The organism is Peribacillus sp. NPDC096447 (assembly GCF_044762725.1).
In the GTDB taxonomy this organism is placed as follows: Bacteria; Bacillota; Bacilli; order Bacillales; family DSM-1321; genus Peribacillus.
Genome location: NZ_JBIWEV010000001.1, coordinates 103,903 through 126,973, shown reverse-complemented (window position 1 = coordinate 126,973; position 23,071 = coordinate 103,903). Strand labels below are relative to the sequence as shown.

General features: G+C 37.4%; 20 protein-coding genes and 1 pseudogene. 15 read left to right on the top strand and 6 right to left on the bottom strand.

The genetic code is table 11. The annotated features are described in order from the left end of the window. Positions 1–130 precede the first annotated feature (130 nt). On the bottom strand, positions 131–577 hold the full coding sequence (locus ACIQZD_RS00625) for a DUF5392 family protein (RefSeq protein WP_402897257.1): 447 nt from the start codon (positions 575–577) through the stop codon (positions 131–133). Between the two features lie 461 nt (positions 578–1,038). Between ACIQZD_RS00625 and ACIQZD_RS00620 the strand changes: the two genes are divergently transcribed. After that, positions 1,039–1,419 carry a hypothetical protein gene (locus ACIQZD_RS00620; protein WP_241663317.1) on the top strand — a complete coding sequence of 127 codons (381 nt, stop codon included), beginning with the start codon at positions 1,039–1,041 and terminating at the stop codon, positions 1,417–1,419. Beyond that, a complete protein-coding gene (locus tag ACIQZD_RS00615) occupies positions 1,409–1,879 on the top strand; it encodes a hypothetical protein (protein WP_402897255.1) in 471 nt (156 codons plus the stop codon). The genes ACIQZD_RS00620 and ACIQZD_RS00615 overlap by 11 nt, the downstream gene beginning before the upstream one ends. Before the next feature lie 418 nt (positions 1,880–2,297). Here the strand turns inward: ACIQZD_RS00615 and ACIQZD_RS00610 are convergent, their stop codons facing one another. From ACIQZD_RS00610 to ACIQZD_RS00600, 3 genes and pseudogenes are all read right to left on the bottom strand, one after another. Beyond that, positions 2,298–2,873, bottom strand: coding sequence for a DUF2238 domain-containing protein (locus ACIQZD_RS00610; RefSeq protein ID WP_402897253.1), 576 nt, complete (start codon positions 2,871–2,873; stop codon positions 2,298–2,300). A gap of 17 nt (positions 2,874–2,890) precedes the next feature. Beyond that, positions 2,891–3,466 (bottom strand): DUF2238 domain-containing protein, encoded by a 576-nt coding sequence (locus ACIQZD_RS00605; protein ID WP_402897251.1) that lies wholly within the window; start codon positions 3,464–3,466, stop codon positions 2,891–2,893. Positions 3,467–3,725: 259 nt separating this feature from the next. Further along, a pseudogene (locus ACIQZD_RS00600) lies at positions 3,726–4,078 on the bottom strand (GerAB/ArcD/ProY family transporter). A gap of 890 nt (positions 4,079–4,968) precedes the next feature. On the opposite strand from ACIQZD_RS00600, the gene ACIQZD_RS00595 reads away from it, so the two are divergent. The 10 genes from ACIQZD_RS00595 to ACIQZD_RS00550 all read left to right on the top strand — a co-directional run bounded on the left by ACIQZD_RS00595 (position 4,969) and on the right by ACIQZD_RS00550 (position 15,499). Further along, positions 4,969–5,322, top strand: coding sequence for a GNAT family N-acetyltransferase (locus ACIQZD_RS00595; RefSeq protein WP_402897249.1), 354 nt, complete (start codon positions 4,969–4,971; stop codon positions 5,320–5,322). A gap of 648 nt (positions 5,323–5,970) precedes the next feature. After that, positions 5,971–7,662 (top strand): spore germination protein, encoded by a 1,692-nt coding sequence (locus ACIQZD_RS00590; RefSeq protein WP_402897248.1) that lies wholly within the window; start codon positions 5,971–5,973, stop codon positions 7,660–7,662. Between the two features lie 25 nt (positions 7,663–7,687). Continuing rightward, positions 7,688–8,875 carry a Ger(x)C family spore germination protein gene (locus ACIQZD_RS00585; protein ID WP_402897246.1) on the top strand — a complete coding sequence of 396 codons (1,188 nt, stop codon included), beginning with the start codon at positions 7,688–7,690 and terminating at the stop codon, positions 8,873–8,875. 6 nt (positions 8,876–8,881) lie between these two features. Beyond that, positions 8,882–9,115, top strand: a complete 234-nt coding sequence (locus ACIQZD_RS00580) for a hypothetical protein (RefSeq protein WP_053535516.1) — start codon at positions 8,882–8,884, stop codon at positions 9,113–9,115. Positions 9,116–9,128: 13 nt separating this feature from the next. Further along, complete coding sequence (locus tag ACIQZD_RS00575; RefSeq protein ID WP_402897244.1) at positions 9,129–10,214, top strand: GerAB/ArcD/ProY family transporter; 1,086 nt, start codon at positions 9,129–9,131, stop codon at positions 10,212–10,214. Positions 10,215–10,444: 230 nt separating this feature from the next. Continuing rightward, positions 10,445–11,431, top strand: coding sequence for an SIS domain-containing protein (locus tag ACIQZD_RS00570; protein ID WP_402897242.1), 987 nt, complete (start codon positions 10,445–10,447; stop codon positions 11,429–11,431). A 114-nt stretch (positions 11,432–11,545) separates the two neighbouring features. Then, positions 11,546–12,832, top strand: a complete 1,287-nt coding sequence (locus ACIQZD_RS00565) for an ABC transporter substrate-binding protein (RefSeq protein WP_402897240.1) — start codon at positions 11,546–11,548, stop codon at positions 12,830–12,832. A 41-nt stretch (positions 12,833–12,873) separates the two neighbouring features. After that, on the top strand, positions 12,874–13,752 hold the full coding sequence (locus ACIQZD_RS00560) for a carbohydrate ABC transporter permease (RefSeq protein ID WP_402897238.1): 879 nt from the start codon (positions 12,874–12,876) through the stop codon (positions 13,750–13,752). Positions 13,753–13,838: 86 nt separating this feature from the next. Next, a complete protein-coding gene (locus tag ACIQZD_RS00555) occupies positions 13,839–14,645 on the top strand; it encodes a carbohydrate ABC transporter permease (protein ID WP_402899828.1) in 807 nt (268 codons plus the stop codon). A gap of 17 nt (positions 14,646–14,662) precedes the next feature. After that, on the top strand, positions 14,663–15,499 hold the full coding sequence (locus tag ACIQZD_RS00550; RefSeq protein WP_402897236.1) for a PfkB family carbohydrate kinase: 837 nt from the start codon (positions 14,663–14,665) through the stop codon (positions 15,497–15,499). A gap of 38 nt (positions 15,500–15,537) precedes the next feature. Here ACIQZD_RS00550 and ACIQZD_RS00545 read toward each other — a convergent pair whose 3' ends face one another. Further along, a complete protein-coding gene (locus ACIQZD_RS00545; protein WP_402899825.1) occupies positions 15,538–16,296 on the bottom strand; it encodes a GntR family transcriptional regulator in 759 nt (252 codons plus the stop codon). A gap of 250 nt (positions 16,297–16,546) precedes the next feature. Between ACIQZD_RS00545 and ACIQZD_RS00540 the strand changes: the two genes are divergently transcribed. Both ACIQZD_RS00540 and ACIQZD_RS00535 read left to right on the top strand, forming a co-directional pair. Further along, positions 16,547–17,740, top strand: a complete 1,194-nt coding sequence (locus tag ACIQZD_RS00540; protein ID WP_402897234.1) for a M14 family zinc carboxypeptidase — start codon at positions 16,547–16,549, stop codon at positions 17,738–17,740. Between the two features lie 262 nt (positions 17,741–18,002). Next, positions 18,003–19,067 (top strand): M14 family zinc carboxypeptidase, encoded by a 1,065-nt coding sequence (locus ACIQZD_RS00535; protein ID WP_402897232.1) that lies wholly within the window; start codon positions 18,003–18,005, stop codon positions 19,065–19,067. 231 nt (positions 19,068–19,298) lie between these two features. Here ACIQZD_RS00535 and speB read toward each other — a convergent pair whose 3' ends face one another. After that, positions 19,299–20,267 (bottom strand): agmatinase, encoded by a 969-nt coding sequence (gene speB / locus ACIQZD_RS00530; protein WP_402897231.1) that lies wholly within the window; start codon positions 20,265–20,267, stop codon positions 19,299–19,301. A 421-nt stretch (positions 20,268–20,688) separates the two neighbouring features. Between speB and ACIQZD_RS00525 the strand changes: the two genes are divergently transcribed. After that, entirely contained in the window at positions 20,689–22,035 is a 1,347-nt protein-coding gene (locus ACIQZD_RS00525) for an APC family permease (RefSeq protein ID WP_402897229.1), read from the top strand. Positions 22,036–23,071: the final 1,036 nt, after the last annotated feature.

Sequence of the window (23,071 nt, the reverse complement as noted above, 5' to 3'; positions counted from 1 at the left end):
AAGAAACGTGATACAGAGAATTCTTGAATTTAATAGCCTAAGCAACCAACCAGTGTGATTCGGCAGTTTAGCGGATCACACTGGTTGAGTTGTTTTTTAGTGCTGAGTTTTTTGCTTATTCCAACCGTCATTATTCCGGGTGTGAGGATTTGTTCTTCCATTGTTGTTCTTCAGCAAGAAACTCCAAAAAAACATTCATGGCAGTAAGCGGATGCTCATTTACTCTTTTAAAGTAATTACTTTTTTTGGCATCTGTTAAATAGCTGCTTTTTTTGATTCTATCCAACATATATTTTTGACTCATTTTCACTATTTCTTTTTGGTTGTGTTTGTTTTCTTTTAATAAGGCAAATCCTACAGCTCCCACCAATGCATAGATTCCAAGTGCGATTTTCGAGATGGGTAAAGATTCGTTCTTAAATAAAAGGAAAAAAAGATTAATGATGGAAAAGCCTATCATCACCGTCGAAAAAAAACCGTATTTCATATTTTTCTTCAACAAGGGGGACAAATTTGATTGAAGTTGTTCGATTTCGGCTTGCATGAAACTCGGTATATTATTTATTTTAATATTCATTGTATCCTCCTTAATATTGTTCAAAAATGGCACTGAGAAATCGTACCTATTCAATGAAACAGGAAAAGGAACCTAATACTATATATCTTATCGTTTGGAAACGTGTTTGTCATTTAATATAACCCTTGGACTCTTTTAAAGGGAAAAGTACAAGCAGTGATGTGAATAAGAATGCCATTTATACTTTGATAACCCAGTTAGACAGCGTTATAGCAGTATGTTGCCTTAATATACTAACAATGGTATTAATGATGAATGAATTATGGTAAAATAGTCCTCAAATGGAAGATATATTTTTCGTTTTTTGATTATTAATAGTTATGGATGGCCTTGCTGCGCCTTTTTTTGTCATAAATACGTGACTATTGTGGTATTTAGTACTTTTAAATCGAGTTTTGGAACAAATCAATATATAATTAGAAAGCGAGATATTAGATTCAAAGATTAAGGAGGGACATGAAATGATGGAATGGGCTCTGATCATTTTGTTTGCTGCCGCAGTATTACTGTTCATTTTATCGTTTATTAAAAAGGATTCTGCAAAAGTGGACAGTCAATTGGAACAGCTTGCTATCACTTTTGGAGATGAAATGAATGTATTACAGGAAAAAATCAGGAACATCGAGATAGATGCTGAAATTACGGTGCAAGAGGCAGGCGTTCTAGCCATGACTTCCGAAAAGCGGAACTTGTTGCGTGAAGTACTCGATCTACATAAGCGAGGCTATTCATTTGAAAGCATCGCACTGAAGACAAAACAACCGGAAGAAGAAATTGAAAGCATGCTTACTCCTTACATAAAAACGAAGAATGAAAGGAGAAATGTGGCCAATGACATCTAAATCAATGCGCAGCTTTGCCGGAGGCCTTGTTGTTGCAGCAGGCTTATGCGGTGCAGTGTACTTCTTTGGTCCAGGAGAAGCGACCGGCACATCAGAGAAACTATCAGAAGATGAAATAAAAGAGTCTCTGGCTTCAGAAGGGTATGTCATACATTCCGAAAAAGAATGGGAAGATCAGATTGCTGAAGCACAGTCGGTTAAAGATAAAGCTGAAGCGGAAAAAGAAACGGTAAAAGAACCAACAGAAAAAATCACATACCGTACAGTTCTTACTGTGTCTAAAGGCTCGACAAGCATCGATGTGGGTAAAAACCTACAAAGGGCAAAAGTCATTAAAAATGCCAATGAGTTTTCTGACGCGGTTGAAAAGAAAGGCAAGGCCAACGGGTTACGACCTGGAACATATGTGGTGGATAGTGCGATGACGACGGAAAAAATAATTTCCATCATATTTAAATGAACATAAAAACGACCATCGAAAAGAGGGTCGTTTCAGACTGTAGACAAACTCGATGAAAATCGAGTTTGTCTACAGTTTTTTTATGGTTTATACAATGAACGTTGCCTCCAGGCATTCGCTTTTCCAGCAGGAGTCTCGAACACCCGCGCCAATCAACTTTGTTTTAAAATTTAGATAGAACCCCTTATGTCGACAAATGGGGTTCAAATGCTTTCACGCCGAACATGATTTAAAAGAAAACTTGGTTATCCTTCATATTTTTTTGTTTATACGGATGAAACCCTCTTTAGATTAAAGAAATTTGCAACACTCCTGCCGAATTACTGGCTAGCCGTGACCCGGAGAAGTTTGCGTCGAGGAGGCTTGGCAGACAGTCGGCGGAAAGGGAGCGAATTTTTTCAATCAACTGGAACTTTTTTTATGTTTTCTTTAACTTAATCGTTGTCCGCACTCCGGCCCACACTGCAATGATAAGACCTCCAATAGTATCTGCGATTAGATCTATCATTGTATCTTTATTTCCCCCGCCTTGCAGTGTCATTCCGAATAATTGATCAGAACTAAATTCGTAAATCTCCCATATGACACCACCAAGTGCTGAGAAGGAGAGGGTAAACAAAAAGACAAACCAAGGGGATATTTCTTTGCCTGCATTTCTGTATACCAATCGTTCATATAAAGCAATTCCCGTAAAAGCGAGAAGGGAACCGCTTAGTAAATGTAAGAATGTGTCCCACCACCCCAGTCCATACCAACCTAAAATAGATCCTAAATATTGTGAACCGAATAAGAAGATTAAATAGGAAATGATAATTGGCAGATTGAATTGAAGCTTGGTAAATAGGGCCAATAAAAGGGGAATTGCTCCACATACCACACCGCCTATCGAAACGAGTGATTTAAAAGTTTCATCGGCTGTATAGTAAAAAATAGATAAAGCTGCCATGAAAAGTACATACACTGAACTTAATGAAATAACTAGCTTACGATTCATATGAATACCTCTATAAATTATAATTTTGATTTTTGTACAATAGAATAAATGGAGATAAGCAGGCCGCCCGTAAGACCGAAAATTATATCGTACATGGTGTCTTTGTTACCGCCTCGCTGCATGGTATGAGTAAAAGTGAGATCTCCTACGAACTCATATATTTCCCAAAGAACAGTGGCAATGACTGAAAGTGAAAGAACAAAAAGAAAGATGATCCACCTTGAAACATCTTTTCTCGCTTTTTGAGGAATGAATTGTTTATAAAGAGCTATTCCAACAAAAGCCACGAAAATACCTTTGTAGAAGTGAAGGCCAGAGTCCCACCATTTAAAATCCACATAAAAATTTGCGATGGATCCTAAAAATGTCGTACAGAAAACAGAAACATAGTAACCGATTATGATTGGAATGTTAAAAGGATTATTTTTTACAAACAGTAATAAAATGGGCAAGGCACTTACCAATATTCCCCCAAGGGCTACCATCCATCGGGAAGAATCATCTTTTATGAGGTAAAAGATGAGTAAGCCAGTCATGAATGCTATAAAAACCAGACTGAAAATGATGATTATTTTATGTTTCAATATACTCACCTCATTCGTAAATATTCATTAACCCCGACAATTTCGGACTTCTGGAATATTTTTATCATGTTCTTTAAATCTTTTTGTTATTATCATTGTTGGCTGCCATGGTTTTTAATGGTGTTTTTAAATTTAACCGTGATAAACAATAATAAAGGCATGACCAGACCATATCCAGCATGATAACTAAAATGATTCCTCCGATCAATGAAAATAAAAAAAGCTTTACCCCCTTTTTTATTTTCATTGACTTTTGAAGGGAAAATCATTAAAAACATAACAGGAGACAGCGTGAACACGCTGATGAAAAAAGTGTCGCACGTATGACAGGTTTGGCTCCATTTTCAAATACTGGCTGAATGTTTTGGATATTGGCTTGAGGAATGATGGATACCAAAAAAATAATCAGAAATATTAATACGGTATGAAGTATATTTCCAACGTGCGTGTAAAAGTTTTAATACCAAGGCGAACTGTAAAGGTCACTATTGCAGCTAACATTAAATTTAATGCTGCAAGTGGAGTATCCGGCATCCAACAAGTTTCAATGAAATTCCCCACATAATAAATAGTCTCGGCAGCAGTTGAAAAAGACCAGATAAAAAACGTGAAATTGATCATCTTTCCGACTAACTTACCGAAAACCATTTCATTTACATCCTGCTTTGCAAAACTAGTTAAAGGAGAAGGAGTATGTAAAATAACCGTTCCTACCGAATACAAAAGGATTAAAATCATCATTTGATGTGATGAAATTTTGAAACTACCAGGCATTATTTTTCACCTTTAAGTTTGTTCCTTCCTTCTTAATACTCCTTAGTTTTGACTATTCATGTACAAGTTATTCACACGGAAATAATTTGAATCGTCATGGCTTTTTATTCTTATTTCTTATTCCGGAATCAAAATTTAAAATAAACAACCTGTATTTGAAAAAAGTGTAAACCTCCTTATCTAAAGTGTGTATGGCCGTTTCTCAAATCCGAGACAAAATATTCAATTGTCAAACACATAGGAAGATAATTTATAAACGAGTGATGGGTAAATTCGCGGGACAAAACATGGCGTATTATAGAAGAATAATTTTACTTGTCCCACTTCTATTATGTAGCTTCTCCTAATGGTCCAAGAGAAAGTGTTTAAATTCCCCCACATCATAGGAACTGAATATTTGATTTAACTAAAACCTAATTTTCACCAAATCATCATTTGGTGAGATTTTCTGATTAACCTGCTTCATTACGTCAATTAAGGTAAATATGCAACAATATTTTGATTTGTAATAGATTTGAGTTGGCGCGATTCTTGCATATTATATGTGTATATCTTTGTGTGTATTTCTAATAAATATGGAGAAAGGAGAAGAATGGGAAACTGTTAGACACACAATTATTGAAAACATTTATTTGATATTTAATTTGCCCTTGGTTATATGTCAGAAAAAAAACTAATCCGGATTCATAAAGGGAAGGCGAAGCCATTAAACTTAAAAAAGGTAGGGGAATTTTAGAATGAAAATACCAGTGGAAAATATAGTAGAGTTAACTGTAGAACATCAATTCTTACAGGCTTATCCTATATTAAGTCAGTTGCGTACTGATTTGACTTTTAAGGAATATCTAGAATTATTAAATGATATGCGTAATGAGGGGAAAAAGTTATTTGCTTTATATCATGATACGAGCATCGTAGCGTTAGCAGGTATTAGCTGGCGTGAAGATTCATACAATGAACGCTATGTTTATGTGCAAGATTTGGTTACTGATGTAAATCACCGTCCTAGTGGCCTTGGATATAATCTGCTAAGTTATATACATAATTGGGCAAAAGACCAGGGAGCTGAATATATTACATTGGAATCTTGAATTCGGCGCTTTGTTACCATATATAGTTCGTCGCCATTCGCCTATTCAAAGGCAAGGCGCCCTGCAGCCAAAAAATTAGTTGAAAGCTATAGAAACTCTGTGGAGAGTAATCTCTGCAGGGTTTTTCTTCATTTATCTTTTTCGTGCCCCTAAACCATCCAACTTCATTCCACTTTAGTCCAACAAGCAAAAATTAAAATCGTTAATAGATTATGCGAATATTGGCAATCTATGCATTTACTCATAGGATACTTTTAAACATAACTTCAAATAAATTTGATTAGTTGTGCTTCAGAATGCCTATAAACGATTAGGTAAGGCAACTGTCGCAAAAGGTAAGAAAGTTGAAGATTAATAAAAGACACATCGGGGTTGTCAAAGAAAATCCATTTTTAATGTTATCCTTCTGAGCTGACTCCTAAAGAGAAGTCGCTTCCGAGTTTGCAGTGATGGCGGAAAGTGGTTAATGTAATTCAATTTTGTAGAAAAAGCAGGTCCAAAAAGGTTAATATCCGAGCCATCTTCAGCAACCTTTAATTGAATTTTGCTCTTGAAAATTAATTCCAATTTATTTTACTTAGATGGATATAATTGCAGCCAAGGTGAAAACATAATTTTGACAGGCTTTTGGTTATGAGGGGGTTAGCATTGAAATCTCGAGTTCCTATTCCGTTGAGGAAGTTAATTGAAGATAAACAATCAGTGAAAAATAAAAAACAACAAGAAGACCTAAATCAAAGCGGAAATCCAAACTCCAGCAAAACTAAAAATCAAACCCAAAATCCAGTTCAAAAAGCCCAAAACAGAAGTAAAGACTCAAAGAATCATCAAACAAAACTTATCTCTTCTGACCTTCAGTTTAATTTAGACCATATTAAGAAAACGGTAGGAAATAGTTCAGACATAGTTATAAGGGATTTTCAAGCAGGTAAAAATGGGCAAATTAAATTAGGTATCGTATTTACCGATGGATTAACGGATTCAGCTTCCATCCAAGATTTCATCCTCGACACTTTAATGGTTGAAATTCGGAATTCGGAGTTGGACGTAGCAGTCCTTAATCACACTGACTGTTTTGAAATGATAAAATCACATATTCTTCCTGTAGGGGGAATAGTGGAAATAAATGATTTTCAAAAGCTTTTTAACCATGTTCTATCGGGAGACACGATGTTATTGATGGACGGCTCCCCAAAAGGAATGGCACTCGGCTCAAGAGATTGGGCCGATCGCGGAGTTCAGGAACCTTCCTCCCAAACAGTTGTAAGAGGACCTAAGGATGGATTCACTGAAACGCTGCGAACAAATACTGCTTTAATACGACGTAGAATAAAAGATCCTAACCTATGGCTTGAAACAAAACAGATTGGTGAAAAAACGCAAACAGACGTAGCGATTATGTATTTAAAAGGTGTTGCCGATGATAAAACGATTTCAGAATTGCAAAGCCGGATAAATCGAATCAATATAGATGCGGTTCTTGAGAGTGGTTACATTGAAGAGCTTATTCAGGATGAAGTATACACTCCTTTTCCAACCGTTTATAATACGGAACGTCCTGATGCTGTAGCCGCCGCCATTTTAGAAGGGAGGATTGCGATACTAATTGACGGAACTCCGTTTGTCCTTATCATTCCAGCACTGATGGTGCATTTTTTTCAGTCCAGTGAAGACTATTATCAACGGGCAGACATTGCAACATTAATTCGAGTATTACGGTATTTATCCTTTTTCCTTGCTTTGCTTACACCGTCACTTTATATTGCTGTCTCAACCTTTCATCAAGAAATGCTTCCTACTCCCTTACTCATAAGTCTAGCCTCACAGCGAGAGGGTGTTCCTTTTCCAGCTTTTGTAGAGGCGATGCTGATGGAGGTAGTATTTGAAATCTTGCGTGAGGCAGGTGTGAGGATGCCTAGGGCAATCGGTTCATCCATTTCCATCGTGGGTGCATTAGTTATTGGACAGGCTGCTGTCGAAGCAGGGTTCGTTTCAGCAACAATGGTTATCATCGTGTCCTTAACAGCCATCTGCAGCTTTGTGTTCCCAGCCAATAGTATGGCCATGGCTTTTCGTATGCTTCGATTCTTGTTTATGATCCTTGCCGCTACATTTGGGTTATACGGGATCATTTTGGGGCTGATTGTGATGGTCCTGCATTTAAATAGCATACGATCTTTTGGTTTACCATATTTAGCTCCAAATGCACCATTCATTTTACAAGATCAAAAAGACAACATCATTCGTATGCCGCATTGGTCATTATTAAAGCGGCCTCGTTTGATCAGTAAAAATGATACAGACAGAGGAGAAGTAAGTTCTCCTAAACCACCTAGATAAAATGATGAGATTATGAGGGTTCACGATGAAAAAAATGCTAAAGGTATTTTTAATGTTACCTATAATTTGTTTATCCGGTTGTTGGAGCAGCATTGAGTTGAACGAACTTGCCATCGTTACTGCCATGGGAATTGATAAAACGGAAGATGGGTATCTTGTAACCGTCCAAGTTCTAAATTCGAGTGAGCTGGCAGGTGATGCCAGGTCTGGCCGCACGGAAGTTGTAACCTTCAGGAAAAGCGGTGCAACCATTTTTGAAGCAATTAGAAGCCTATCAACTGATGTACCAAGGAGGTTATATGTCGCACATCTTCGTGAAATTGTCTTTGGTGAGGAAATGGCCAGGGCAGGAATTGCAAAACCTCTGGATGTCCTTTCCCGGCAAAAGGAGTTGCGTTCGGATTTCTATATGATCGTTGCGAAGGGGGCAACTGCTTATGAAACGCTTAATGTGCAAACGGCCCTTGAAAAAATACCGGCAAATAAAGTTTTTGATGCCTTGGAAAATTCAGAGAGAAGGTGGGCACCGACAAGGACGGTCACTTTGGATGAGCTGGTCAGCAGTATCGTCAGCAAAGGCAGACAGGCCATGCTAACGGGGATTTACGTTTATGGTGATCCCGAATCAGGAAGCAATGTTACGAATGCACAAAATATCTCCCCGAAATCCGGCTTGCGTTTGGATTATCTTGGAGTATTCAAGAAGGATAAACTTGTCGGCTGGTTAAACAGGAACGACAGTAAAGGTGTTAGTTACATTACAGATCATGTTAAATCCACTGCGGTAAATATTCCATGTGAAGGTGAGCAAATTACGGTCAACACGACTAGTTCAAAAACGAAAATCAAGGGGGAAATGGAAAAAGGAAATCCGAAAATTGATATTAATGTCACGTCAGAAGGGAGTATAGGTGAAGTAGAATGCACAATCGATTTAACTAAACCTGAAAAAATCGAAGAATTGAATAAAAGATACGCAAAAGACATTAAAGATAAAATAGAAGGATCGATAAAAACGCTTCAAGAGAAGTATCAAAGTGACATCTTCGGTTTTGGTGAAGAAATTCATAGAACCGATCCTAAAGCATGGAAACGTTTAGAAGGAAATTGGGATCAGGAATTCGCAAATTTGGACGTGAATGTAACCGTTAAAGCAAAGATTCGCAATTTAGGCACAATATCAGAATCCTTTCAAAAAGAAATCGAGGAGTAAAGATCAATGTGGGCAATTATTGGAACAGTGTGTACTGGAGCTATTATTTCATTTTTCGAAATACCACCCCTTATTAAAAAGAAATGCTGGAAGGAAATTGTCATTTTCATTTTATTGCTTTTAGTTGGCATGACGTTGAGTATTTTAATTATCAAGGATATTACCATTCCCACTCCTATAGACTGGATAACGAAAATATATAGTCCACTCGCTCATTTCATGGATCGTATTTTATCCTAGGGAGGTATCGAATATGCTTGAAAAAGGAAAAATCAGCTCTGGTGAATTTCTTATAATGGTCATCATATTCACCATAGGAGGAGCGATACTTACTTTACCTTCCGTACTTGTCTCTTTAGCAAAGCAGGATGGCTGGATTGCCTATATCTTAGCTACTCTCATCGGTTTATGTTTCGTTTTCCTATTTACCCGGCTCGCATCACTTTACCCATCCATGACTTATATAGAAGTTAATGAAAAAATATTTGGAAAATGGATCGGGAAGATCTCGGCACTGCTATTCTTATTTTATTTATATTACCTTTCTTCAGCGTTACTTAGTGAAATTGGGAATTTTTTTTCATCACAGGTTCTGGTTGAGACACCTATGGAAATGATTATGATCTTGTTTATAATAACAAGCTTATTTGGTGCACGGCTAGGATTGGAAGTTATCTGCCGGACTGCATTAATCTTTTTTCCTTGGCTTGTACTGCTGCTTTTCATATTATTCGTATTTCTTATCCCGGATATCAAAATCGAAAATTTGCAACCTATATTTGAAGAAGGCATGAAACCGATAATGAGGGGATCATATCACTCTTTAGCTCTGCCTTATGTTCAGCTTGTTTTCTTTTTGATGATCACTCCATATGTAAACGAAAAGGCTAAAGTGAAGAAAAACTTTTATTTAGGGACTTTGTTAGGTGGCGGCGTTCTTTTCTTAGTGATCCTTTTCAGTATCCTCGTATTGGGTGCTGATAATACAGCGAGATTGACCTATCCTTCTTATAAATTGGGGATGAGGATAAGCATCGGTAATTTTTTTGAAAGGGTCGAGGTCATTGTGGCCTTCATTTGGGTTTTTACAGAGTATTTTAAGTTGACCATATGCTTTTATGGACTCGCTTTAGGAATAGCTCAATTGCTAGGGTTAAAAAATTACAAAATTCTTCTATTCCCATTAGCTTTTCTAATTCTCACTTTTACCATCTTTTCGCATCCCGATATCGTGCATTATCAAAACTTTATGGCTACAGCTTGGACACCATTATCCTTAACGATTTGTTTTATTCTGCCATTGTTATTATTAATGGTTGGGAAAATCAGGAAAAAATAAGAAGTGTATCATATTAGATGTTCAAGTGGACGTATTACATCTGTAAATAAATAAATTTTCATGAAAATCTTGATGGTAAAAAGAACTGAGATATAGTACCTAACTGATTCAAGGAAAAGGAATAAATAAAAATATTCTGACAATGCATTGACTAAAGAAAGCTCATGATTTAATATAACAATATATAACATTACATAATGTTGTATATCAAATATTGAAGGAGTGGGAAAATGAGTAAATCGGTTATTAATGTAAAAAGTAATGTAAAAACAGTATTGGATCAATTAAAGGGTAGGAAAATCAACAATATTTATTTTGTAGCATGCGGGGGATCTTCTGCCATCATGTATTCAGCTAAGTATATACTGGATCGTGAAGCTGAAAATATAACATCCGATCTATATAGTTCAAATGAGTTTATACATCGTAATCCACAACAACTAGGGAAGGAATCATTAGTAATTTTATGCTCTATGTCTGGAACAACTCCCGAAACGGCTGAAGCGGCTAAGTTTGCAAAAAGTAAAGGTGCGTTTACTGTGGCATTAACGAATGAACCAGGATCACCATTAGCCCAAAATGCGGACCTTTTCATTAAATATGAATGGGGTAACGGTGTAAACGCCTTTGATACAAACCTGAGTGTGTTATATCAACTAGTTTTTGGTGTACTTCATATAGCGGAAAACAATGAGAAGTTTGGAAAACTAGTATCAAGTTTAGAGAATTTACAGCCAGTGTATGAAAAAGCCCTGGAGCAAGAAGCTTCTAATGCAAGAGTATTCGCCCAATCTCATGCAAAAGAACCTGTTATCTATACAATGGCAAGCGGTTCTAACTACGGGACAGCCTATTCTTTCAGTATTTGTATCTTAATGGAAATGCAATGGATACACTCACATGCCATTCATGCTGGCGAGTACTTCCATGGACCATTCGAAATTATTGACGAAAATGTACCGTTTATCATTCTATTGGGATTGGATGAAACAAGACCATTAGAAGAAAGAGCGTTATCTTTTTCTCAGCGTTATGGCAAAAAGCTAACGGTGCTAGATGCAAAACAGTATGATCTTGATGGTATCGATGAAGAAGTAAAAGGATATATTGCGCCGCTTATCTTAAATCGTGTATTGCGTCAATATGCAGAAGAATTAGCGGAAGCGCGTAATCATCCTTTAAGCAAAAGGCGTTATATGTGGAAAGTAGAATACTAATAATTGAAGAAAACTTAATATTCTGTATATTATTTACGAATTATACTATAATGTTTTATAACATTATAGTATAATTTCCTGATGATAAAAGCATTTATAATAAGGAGGGTATTCATGAGAAAAACAAAACTTATAATCGCATCATTTTTAAGTTTATCTTTAATGCTAGGGGGATGTTCTGGTGAAAAGACATCTTCAGAATCAGATGTTGGAAAAACTACCTTAACATTTTTCCATAGGTGGCCAAAGGAACCGGAAAAAACATACTTTAATGAAGTTGTAAAAGAATTTGAAAAACAAAACCCCGATATCAATATTAAAACCGAAGCAGTGCTAAACGATTCGTATAAAGACAAAATTAAAGTAATGACAGGTACGAATAATCCACCTGATGTTTATTTCTCATGGAGTGATGAATTTGCCAGTCAGTTTGTGCGAGGCAATAAAGCTTTGGATTTAACTTCTTATTATGAAAACGATCCGGAATGGTCTTCTCAACTCGTTCCATCCCAAGTCAAACCCTATACATTTAATAATAAGGTGTATGGTGTCCCCGTAACAATGGATGGGAAAATGTTTTTCTATAACAAGGATGTCTTCGAAAAATTGAACATAAACCCGCCTAAAACCTGGAATGAATTAATCGACGTGTTAAAAGTGTTAAAAAAGAATAACTACACAGCCCTTCAATTCGGCAGTCAAGACACTTGGACAATTTCACATTATTTGGGCACATTGAATCAACGCCTTGTTAGACCGGAAGTGCTGGCGATGGATTATAATCGAAAAACCGGAAAATTCAAGGATGACGACTACATAAAAGCGCTTAAAAAATTCCAAGAGTTGTTACCTTATTTTAATGAGAATACGAATTCAATAGATCACGAATATGCTAGGCAGCAATTTTCAGATGGTAAGGCACCTATGATTTATGCAGAAACGGCAGAAATCAAGCTATTTGGACCCACTAAGTTTGAACTTGGAATGTTTAACTTTCCTGAAGTAGAAGGCGGAAAAGGCAATCAAACAAATCTAACGGGTTCGCCTGAGGGCTTTATGATTTCTTCCAAGACAAAGCATCCTAAAGAGGCGATGGAGTTTTTAAAGTTTTTAACGACTAAACAGATGGGAGAGAAACTAGTCACTGATGTGGGCAAGTATAGTGCAGTTGAAGGTACAGTGAATGAAAATAATTCTTCCCCGGAACAGCTGGAAGCGGTTCAAAGCATATTAAACGCCAAGGAAATGGCCCCATGGTTTGACATGAGCATTGATGCGCGTATTGCAGATGCCTATTTAACAGGAGCACAAATGATGTTAAATGGAGATAAAACACCTAAACAAATCATGCGTGATGTTCAAAAAGCTGCCGATACTGTTAGAATCGAAGCGGGGAAATAAGGGAAATCATTTTTCCGTTTTATTAAGGGAGTGATCTTTTAATGATAAAACTCGATAAATTTGTACCTTATCTATATCTTCTTCCAGCATTAGTTTTTTTACTGTTAGTTTATATCCCCATTTTCCAGAATATTGGCGACAGTCTGTATAATTGGAGTACTTTTTCACCAAATAAAGCATTTGTAGGGTTGGACAACTACTTTACTTTGTTTAAAGATCCCGTATTTTATGAAGCTTTAAAAAATAATATTCTTTATGCAGTCATTTCAATTGTTTTCCAGGTATTTGGAGGGTTAATTGTTGCAGCTGTTTTAGAAGATAAATTAATCCGTAAATTTTCACCCATCTTTCGTACAGTCTATTTTTTACCAGTCGTCGTTTCAATGACAGTCATAGCCTTGCTGTTTTCATTTTTTTATAACCCGGAAGTGGGGTTGTTAAATCAGTTTCTTAAAATGATTGGATTGAATAATTTAGCACTGCCATGGTTGGGTGATAGTGATACGGCAATCTATGCAGTCATTGCTGTCTCACAGTGGCAATCGATTGGTTATATAGCCATGTTATATATCGTATCCATTCAAAAAATTTCACCTGAGCTATATGAAGCAGCTGAAATGGATGGAGCGAATAAAATAAAAACGTTTTTTCACATTACGGTTCCAGAAACGAAGGAAATGACATTTGTAGCTGTAATCTTAACACTGACAGGTGCTTTTACAGTGTTTAATGAGCCCTATATCTTAACCGGAGGGGGGCCGGGAACTTCTTCGGAAGTCCTAAGTACCTATTTATATAAAACGGCTTTTTCAAAAGATATGATGGGATATGCTTCAGCCATTGCAACGGTTATCTTAATTATTACGTTACTTATTTCTCTTATTCAAATGAAAATATTTAAAACAGGAAAGGAGGACTAATAATGGAGATGCCTAAATCAACGATCAGAGTACCGGAATTAGTTGTGAAAAATCTAAAATATGCAAGGAAAAGAAAAGACTATAATATGAGAGTAGCACTAGTCTATGCAGGTTTGATCGCATACTTTCTTGTTGTTGCCTATCCCTTATTATGGATGGTCATCAGTTCTTTTAAAAGCACAGAGGAAATTTTTAACCATAGTTGGTCCCTTCCTCATGCATGGTTGTTTGAAAATTATGTAACAGCCTGGAATAGTGGGATTTCTTCCTACTTTTTAAATAGTGTCATGGTTACTGGCTTGACCTGTATTCTAACGGTATTAGTAAGTGCGTTAGGTGCCTATGGATTATCTCGCTTTGATTTTCGTGGAAAGGCTTTCATTTTGGTCATATGCTTAGGGGGGTTGATGCTATCTCCCCAAGTAAGCCTGATCCCTTTGTATAATATAATTCAGAAGCTAGGTATATATAACACCCATTGGGCGTTAATTTTACCTTATGTAGCATACAGAATTCCGCTAACCATCTTGTTGATTCGGGCCTACTTCCTGTCCATTCCGAAAGAACTGGAAGAGGCTGCCCGGTTGGATGGATGCACAAACCTTGGAATCCTTTTTAGAATTTTCATTCCCATGAGTAAGCCTATTTTATTAACAACGATAATTTTAACAGCTTACTATACATGGAATGAATTCATGTTCGCGATCATCTTTATAGACGATGATAGTTTACGTACGATACCTGCCGGTTTAATGCAATTTCGAGATGCACTCCAAACCGATTGGGGAGTGTTACTTTCTGGATTAACGATTTCAGCGGCACCTATCGTCATTTTATTTTTATTCATGCAGAAGTACTTTATCCGTGGAATTGCTAGTGGAAGTGTAAAATGATAACAGGGGGAACAGGCATGAAATTAATTGGAATTGGAGATAACGTAGTAGATTTTTATAAAGATCAAGGAAAGATATATCCTGGCGGCAATTCATTAAACGTGGCAGTATTGTGCAATCGTTTAAATGATGAGCAATCTTCATATATTGGCATTGTAGGAAATGATGGGGCAGCAGACCATGTGTTAGAGGTATTGCAAAAGGAAAAGATAGAGATTAGTAGAGTAAGACAAGCAGTAGGAGAGAATGGTATGGCAGTCGTCGCGTTGGATAAGGACGGGGACCGAATTTTCATTGGTTCCAATAAAGGGGGAATTCAATCCAGATTGGGGATTGTACTGAATGACAAGGATTTGGATTATATTCGGCAACACGACCTTCTTCATACAAGTGTATATAGCCGTATAGAGCATAACCTTCCAATACTAAGCCAATTCATTGACATTTCTTTTGATTTTTCGACAAATCAAGAGGATCCCTATTTACAAAAGGTTTGTCCGTTTGTGAATTATGCATTTTTTTCCGGAAGCAATTTAAACGAGGCAGAGTGCAACGCACTGATTCAAAAGGTTCATTCGTTCGGCACAAAGGTGATATGTGTTACTCGCGGGGAAAAGGGAGCACTTTTATCAACTGAAAATCAAATATATGAACAAGCTATTATCCAAACCAAAGTTGTAGATACGTTGGGGGCGGGAGATTCCTTTATTGCTGGTTTTCTCTCATCGTACGTCCAAGGACAAGATGTATATAAAGCTTTACAAAAAGGAGCATTAGTCGCCTCCCAAACCTGTCAGGATTATGGTGCTTTTGGGTATGGCAAAGTATATAATCCTGATCATATGATGGTTTAAAATGATGCATGGATGAATAAAGGTAACGAGATCCCGGATTAGGAGGGGGATTCGTTACCTTTTTCTTGCGATATAGAACTATCAATCGTAAAGGTCACGCGATTAGCAGGATAATATAGGAAGGATGAATGGATAGGCTGCTTTTTAGCGTCATATGCCACTTTCTCCACTTTGAAAAGGGGATCTCCCACTTCGCACTCTAAATATTTTGCTTCATCTGCATTTGCCAATACCATATTTAAAAGTTTCGTGTTATGAACAGGAGTTATATTATATTTATGCTTTATGATATCATACATGGAAACAGAGTTATGGACATGCTGATTTAAATTTGGCAGAATCTTTAAGGAATAATGTGAAATTTCTAAGGTGAGAGGTTGATTATCATAGTATAAGATCCGTTGTAATTCAAGAACATCACTTTCAGGAGTAATCTCCAAGGATTTGGAAATATTAGCCGGTGCAGGCAGTATCCCAAATGAAAGGATTTTAGTTTGAGGTATCTTCCCTAATTCTGACATATATTCAGCATGACCATTTACAGCAAATAATTCTCTTTTTACTTTAGGATATTGGACAAATGTTCCCTTTCCCTGTTGGCGTATTAAAAGCCCCTCTTCCACCAAGTCCAAAACCGCTTTTCTAACAGTAATGCGACTTACTCCATATATCTCACATAATTCTGTTTCGGTTGGTAATCTTTCGCCAGAAGAGTAAATCCCTTTGTTTATATCTTCGATAATAGATTGTTTTAATTGCATGTATAATGGCGTAGAACTATTAGTGTTTAGTTTCATATTTTCCCCTTTCTCGTATTTTTCCTTTTTATTATAACGTAATGTGATGTTATAGTACAAATCATCAATTCGACAGACCGCCAGCAACTACAATCCTCGATAAAAATGTCACGGATCTTTTTGCGTGGAACTTAAAGTGGATGCCCGAATCATTAAAAGTCATAATACGACATCAAATTCCAACTTATTTCTACTTTGCCATTTTGTATAATGAGATAGAAAAATATTTTAAGGGAGTGATTGTTGTAATATGAAAAGCAGGAAAATTATTTCAACTCTAGGAGTTGCCGTTTTATCGGTGAGTATTGCTGCACCAACATTTGCAGCTAATGAAACATCACCGGGAACACCCATTCAACAAACTTATTCGGTTTCAGGTTTTACAGATCATGCTGAACTAGGGAAAAAGCTAGAACAAATTGCGAGCGATAGCCAAGGTAAAGTAAAAGTGGATGTAGCTGGATACTCCAATAGAAATAGAGAAATCTATAAAGCAACCGTGGGAACAGGCGACAAAGTCGTTTTAATTCAAAGTGAGATCCATGGAAATGAGAAAACCGGTACGGATGCCATCTTGAATATCTTGAAGTTTTTGGGGACCAACTCTCCTGAAGCGGAGAAAATTCGTAAAGAAATTACCCTTGTCGCTTTGCCTAAAATGAATCCGGATGCTGCTGAATTGAACCGTCGGGGAAATGATATGGCCTGGGCAGAGGTCGTGGAACAGTTTCCACAGTTAGCAGGAGCGAGTCCATCTTGGAACTATTATACATACAAAAATGAATCATTCGATTATGAGTCCAAACCTGGTTTCGATGTCAATCGTGACTTTAATCCTGATTTAAATTATATTCCCCAAGCTAAAGACTTCCCTGGAAAATCATCCACCCCTGGTTGGTTCATAACACCTGAATCACAAACAACACGTGATGTTTACAAGTCTCTACTGAAGCAATACGGAAAGGTGGAGATTTTTGTGGACTTGCATCACCAAGCTCCCTATTATGAAGTTGATGGAACGGATGATTTAGTCACATACTCGATTTCCGCTCAATTTGTTCCAGATCCAAGCTCGCCTTCAGGACAAGATTATGCCAAATATGCAAAAAACTATAATTATGATTTTTCCAGACAATTGAATGTAGCGGTATATAATGCAATGAAAGAACAAGGTAATTCTCCATATGGAAATATATCCTTATATCCGCAAAACCAAAACCTTCCTGGAACGGCTTTAGGAGCCTTTGCTTTAAACGGAAGTGGGACAGTGCTCTTTGAAGTTAGAGGCCAAACACAGTCCTTTGGCCAAAAGAAAAAGGGCATGCTCATTAAAGCAGTTGAAAGAGGGTTATATGGAATAATTGATGGAGTTACTGATGGCTCTGTATATAAAATCAATCCGGAACGATACGAGTCAATTCCACTGACGGAGGGCAGGCAATAATAAATATTTAGTGAGGAAATGATATTTTTATCAACTTCCAGCCTAGGTTGAAGTAACCAGACGGGTGTCCGCCTGGTTTTTCTTCATCAGGAACATTTGAATATCGCCTTTTTAGAAGTAATTCCTTTCAAGTTATATTGTGTAAAAGAAAACCTATTTGGAAACATAGTTATTTTTCACTATTAACATAAAGTAGTAAAAATGTCAGAATATTATTAATAGTTATTTTTCTGGTTATTATATTTGATAAGGAGGGTTTTTATTGAATTTTAAAAAGAAAGTTCTATCAGTTTCATTATCTAGTTTAATGACCTTAAGCGCTGTAACAGCTGTTGCGCTACCAGTCGGAGCGGTTGGAAATGGCCCCAGTGCTGGAAATGGACAAGTGACAACTTCAAATCTTCATACATATGAAAGCCTGGTAAGCTATCTTGAAACGCAGGATGCAAAACAAGAAAGGCTGGCACTGGAAGTAATCGGGGAAACGGTAAAAGGGAGGGATATTTACCTAGCGAAGTACATGTCAAATCCTAAGAATCCTACTATACTATTTTTAACTCAACAGCATGGAAATGAACAACTGACTACTGAGGGTGCACTCGAATTCATTAAACATCTAGGCACGAACAAGACTAAAGGTATTTTGGAAAATGTTAATATACTGATCATTCCCATGTTAAACGCAGATGGGGCCATGGGAGATGTTAATTTCCCTCTTGATGACTATTTAGCAAAAGGTGATCGGCACTTAACACGGGCAAATGCAAATGGAATCGACTTAAACCGTGAGCATGATAAAAAAACTGATTCCATGCAAGTAGAGGTAAAGGCTTTACACGAAAATGTATTTGCGAAATACGATATTGATTACATGATAGATTTACATCATCAAGGGACGCTAAGCGAAACAGACGGTGAACTTGTTTCAGGTTCAATTCTTTATCCTACAAACGCAAACGTAGAACCTGAAGTGTTAGAAGCGTCAAAAAAACTGGGTGCTGTTGTATATAACTCCATTGAACCAACTGGTTGGGGGCATATTGGTAGGTATGATGGCGGTTCTGGAGAAAATATAGGCCGTAATGGTGCAGCCGTCCGTTATGATATTGCTACACTGCTCTTTGAGATGCGAGGTATGTCGGATCACAATATCGAGTCAGTAGCGCTTGGACAAAAAAGTAATGGCTATCTAATAAAGCAAACAGTAACCACTTTGGATGCAGCGGTCAGAGCAATTGCCGATGATTCAATTGAAACTGCTGATGCAAGCTTTTGGGACACCCTGCCAACACAATACAATCGTCCCGGGATAGAATCGGACGAATAAATTGAAGACACATTCCATTCTTTCAGATGGGATGTGTTTTTTTATTTTCCTACACCCAAAGTAGTTTGAACTTGTTCATCAGACTATATGAAATGATTTATAGTGGAAATAGCAGGACAAGATAAAAGATTATATAGAAAAAAGGCATCTGCTTTCACTAAAAGCAGATGCCTTTTGAACGATTACAGTTTGGACCTGAAATGTCCCTTCATTAATAGTTAGTGTTTGCTCCTATAAGCTTTTTTCGGTTGAATTCTCCTTTTTTTGTTCTTCTTTTAGTTGTAAGGCTACTAAACTGGCAAAGTCATGAATGATGGTGGCTGCCAATAGTGAAGTAATTTGTGTTGGATCATACGGCGGGAGGACTTCCACCAGGTCGAACCCAATAAAGTTGAATCCTTGCAGAGAGCGTATCATCTCCAGGGTTTCAAAGCTATTTAGACCGCCGACCTCCAATGTGCCAGTTCCTGGAGCGCAGGATGGATCAACAAAATCAATATCAAAGGTCAAGAAACATGGTGTATCCCCAATGGTTTTCCTGACTTCCTTCACGACATCTTCGATTCCTCTCTTCTTCAGCTCTGGCGTAGTTATCACATTGTAGCCTAGATCTGTGCTTGAATCTATATCTCCTGGATGATTGAGCGTACCTCTGATGCCAATCTGGAAAACTTTATCCGTTTGGAGCAAACCTTCCTCATATGCACGGATAAACGGGGAACCATGCCAGTATTTTTCATCATAATAAGTATCCCAGGTATCTGTATGTGAATCAAAATGAAGAAGTGCAACAGGACCGTGTATTTTTGCGGCTGCTCTTAGATTAGCCAATGTTACTGAATGATCTCCTCCGATGCCTATTGGAATGATCCCGTTTTTCATCAAGTCTGACATAGCCTTTTCAATTAACTCATAGCTCCGATGTATATTATGGGGAATCACCGAAACATCCCCAATATCAATTGCATTACATTCGTCAAACGGAAATACCTTGTGAATGGGATGATAAGGAAACAACGTCATGGATGCTTGGCGGACTGCTTGTGGAGCAAACCGGGCTCCTACCCTGAATGAAGCAGCTGTATCAAAAGGCATACCTACCACTGCCAATTTGGCATTTTCTCTTGTAGAAGGTAAGCGCATAAATGATCCTGTGGTACAAAACTCTGGTTTAACATCAGGTGATAAAGGATATTTCATTTTTCTACTCCTCCATTTTCTTATAACTATAATAGTTTAGAACTCATATAAATGAATTCTTATAGATGATTAATCAAGCAATTATCATGCCAAGTCACAGTAAGTGATTTAATGAGGGTTTTTACCAGATAACATTGGCTTTGTGTATGCAAAGGCGAATAATTTATGGGAAATTGAATCGCCGATGGAAGAGATGCTGAAAGACTTCATTTCTATAAATCAATCATTTGCCGTTAAGAATACAGAATTAAGTAGCATTTTAGGCGTTTTTTCGTTTGTCGAAGTGAATCGAAATCATGTGGCACAGAAATTGCATTAAGGTATACAGGTAAAACTTTTAAAAAAGAGGGAGGCATGGAGATTTATCTAGTAAAGAAAATGAACCCAATAGTTTGAAAGCGGTTTCAAGGAGGAATGATAGGTGGAAAATGAGGTTACATTGAAAAGATCACTGAAATTATGGCAAATCGTTATGATGGGGTTAGCATATATGACCCCCATGGTCGTATTTGATACATTTGGCATTGTATCTGGGATTACGGGCGGCCATGTGCCGACTGCCTATATCGTTGCATTGGTGGGGATGCTTTTTACAGCTGCCAGCTATGGAAAACTTGTAAAGGTTTTTCCTACTGCAGGTTCTGCCTACACTTATACGCAAAAGGCCATGAACCCTCATTTAGGATTCTTGGTAGGATGGTCTTCGTTGTTAGACTATTTGTTTTTACCTATGGTAAATGCATTGTTAACCAAAATTTATCTGACAGCATTATTTCCAGGAGTTCCTACATGGATTTGGGTAGTAGTGTTCGTAGCAATCGTCACCATTCTCAATCTTCGGAGCGTCAATGTACTTGCTAACTTTAATGCGCTTTTTGTTTTAATTCAGATTGCCATCATGGCAGTGTTCATCATTCTTGTTGTCAAAGGTTTGAATAATGGAGAAGGTACAGGAGAAGTGTTTACAATAATACCTTTCGTAAAAGAAGGAATGGACTTCTCGGCCATAATAACCGGGGCCACGATCCTTTGTTTTTCCTTTTTGGGATTTGATGCGGTAACGACACTATCTGAGGAAACGCCGGATCCGAAAAAAACGATTCCAAAAGCGATATTTTTAACTGCACTTTGGGGTGGAATCATCTTCATTACCGCATCTTTCTTTATTCAGCTCTTTTTTCCGGATATATCCCGTTTTAAGGAACCGGATGCTGCATTACCGGAAATCGCCCTTTATGTAGGCGGGAAGCTATTTCAATCCATTTTTCTTTGTACGACTTTCGTCAATACGCTAGCCTCGGGACTAGCATCGCATGCCAGCGTTTCCCGTCTTTTGTATGTTATGGGCCGTGATAAAGTGTTTCCGGAAAAATGGATTGGATTTATTCACCCTAAGTGGAAGACACCAGCCATTAATGTACTCATAGTCGGAGTCATTTCATTGTCGGCTTTATTCTTTGATTTAGTGACAGCAACGTCACTGATCAACTTTGGTGCATTAATGGCATTTACCTTTGTAAATCTGTCAGTGATCAGCCATTTTATCATTCGGGAAAAGAAGCATCGAACGATAAAGGGGTGTATTCAATACTTAATTATGCCTTTAATTGGTGCTATAGCAATTGGCATTCTTTGGATCAACCTTGAGACAAGTTCCCTAATAATGGGGACAAGTTGGTTCATTATTGGTTTTTGTTATCTAATATATATCACAAAGGCATTCCGGAAGGCTCCGCCCCAATACCAAGTTGAAGAAATTCAGCTATGAGATTTTCCAATAAAAAACGCATCCGATAAGGATGCGTCCGACTGTAGACAAACTCGATGAAAATCAAGTTTGTCTACAGTTTTTTTTGAGGGTTTTTAAAAACTCGAACGTAGGTTTCCACTCCAGGCACTCGCTTTCCGCGGGCGGTCCGGGAGCCTCCACGGTGCCTTTGCGCCTGTGGGGTCTCCCTTGGACGCGCTTTTCCCGCAGGAGTCTCGCACACTCGCTCCAATCAACTTAGTTTAACAATGAGTTTTTTGTTTTAAAATAGAAGTATTAAACTTGAGGTGTTAAGGATGCTTTCTAACATGATTCTATTCGAGAAAAACTTGAAATGATTACTTTAGATAAACTGATACCATCGAACCATTTAGCGCGTAAATTTTGTCCTTCATTTATAACTTGGTGAAAGATATGTATTCAGAGGTAGGGCGCCCAAGTATGGATCCTGTTATTTAAGTTAACATTTATTCAATATAACTTCGGTATCCTCTCGATGCGCGACCGTTGAAGATATACAAACGAACATGGACTATCGCTAGTTTTAGGTTACTGCTTTCATGATAAAGTACCTCACTTTCTACCTTTTGAAAAAACTATGTGCGTTTCTTTAAAGACGATTGTAACACCAGGTAACACACATGATAGTAACATCCTAGAGCCAATGTGGAAAACGTGATTAGAAGAGTTGGAAAACCTAAAGCTGTTGCCGTAGATGCATCTTATTAAACACTTGCGATTACGAGATGCTTATTTGAAAATGAAATTACTTCGAAGAGGTCAACTATTCTCCATGACTGCTTTAAATCCAATAAAAAATCAAAAAAATTTCGGAATGAAACCATTCCGAAAACTTTTTATATACAAACTGACGCATCCTAATAAGGTTGCGTTTTTTATGTATTTAATCATTACTGTTTATATATGCAAATCTGAATTGCTTATGAATTAATACATATTTCCTGATGATTGCATGATGTTGTTGATGATTGGGAAATGGCGGTATATTGCTATCCACATAATATCCTCAAAGCTG

Bases quoted from the DNA above. Each gene is read 5' to 3' on its own strand.
- ACIQZD_RS00625 (WP_402897257.1), bottom strand. From the start codon at position 577: ATGAATATTAAAATAAATAATATACCGAGTTTCATGCAAGCCGAAATC.
- ACIQZD_RS00620 (WP_241663317.1), top strand. From the start codon at position 1,039: ATGATGGAATGGGCTCTGATCATTTTGTTTGCTGCCGCAGTATTACTG.
- ACIQZD_RS00615 (WP_402897255.1), top strand. From the start codon at position 1,409: ATGACATCTAAATCAATGCGCAGCTTTGCCGGAGGCCTTGTTGTTGCA.
- ACIQZD_RS00610 (WP_402897253.1), bottom strand. From the start codon at position 2,873: ATGAATCGTAAGCTAGTTATTTCATTAAGTTCAGTGTATGTACTTTTC.
- ACIQZD_RS00595 (WP_402897249.1), top strand. From the start codon at position 4,969: ATGAAAATACCAGTGGAAAATATAGTAGAGTTAACTGTAGAACATCAA.
- ACIQZD_RS00585 (WP_402897246.1), top strand. From the start codon at position 7,688: ATGAAAAAAATGCTAAAGGTATTTTTAATGTTACCTATAATTTGTTTA.
- ACIQZD_RS00580 (WP_053535516.1), top strand. From the start codon at position 8,882: ATGTGGGCAATTATTGGAACAGTGTGTACTGGAGCTATTATTTCATTT.
- ACIQZD_RS00575 (WP_402897244.1), top strand. From the start codon at position 9,129: ATGCTTGAAAAAGGAAAAATCAGCTCTGGTGAATTTCTTATAATGGTC.
- ACIQZD_RS00570 (WP_402897242.1), top strand. From the start codon at position 10,445: ATGAGTAAATCGGTTATTAATGTAAAAAGTAATGTAAAAACAGTATTG.
- ACIQZD_RS00565 (WP_402897240.1), top strand. From the start codon at position 11,546: ATGAGAAAAACAAAACTTATAATCGCATCATTTTTAAGTTTATCTTTA.
- ACIQZD_RS00560 (WP_402897238.1), top strand. From the start codon at position 12,874: ATGATAAAACTCGATAAATTTGTACCTTATCTATATCTTCTTCCAGCA.
- ACIQZD_RS00555 (WP_402899828.1), top strand. From the start codon at position 13,839: ATGAGAGTAGCACTAGTCTATGCAGGTTTGATCGCATACTTTCTTGTT.
- ACIQZD_RS00550 (WP_402897236.1), top strand. From the start codon at position 14,663: ATGAAATTAATTGGAATTGGAGATAACGTAGTAGATTTTTATAAAGAT.
- ACIQZD_RS00545 (WP_402899825.1), bottom strand. From the start codon at position 16,296: ATGAAACTAAACACTAATAGTTCTACGCCATTATACATGCAATTAAAA.
- ACIQZD_RS00540 (WP_402897234.1), top strand. From the start codon at position 16,547: ATGAAAAGCAGGAAAATTATTTCAACTCTAGGAGTTGCCGTTTTATCG.
- speB (WP_402897231.1), bottom strand. From the start codon at position 20,267: ATGAAATATCCTTTATCACCTGATGTTAAACCAGAGTTTTGTACCACA.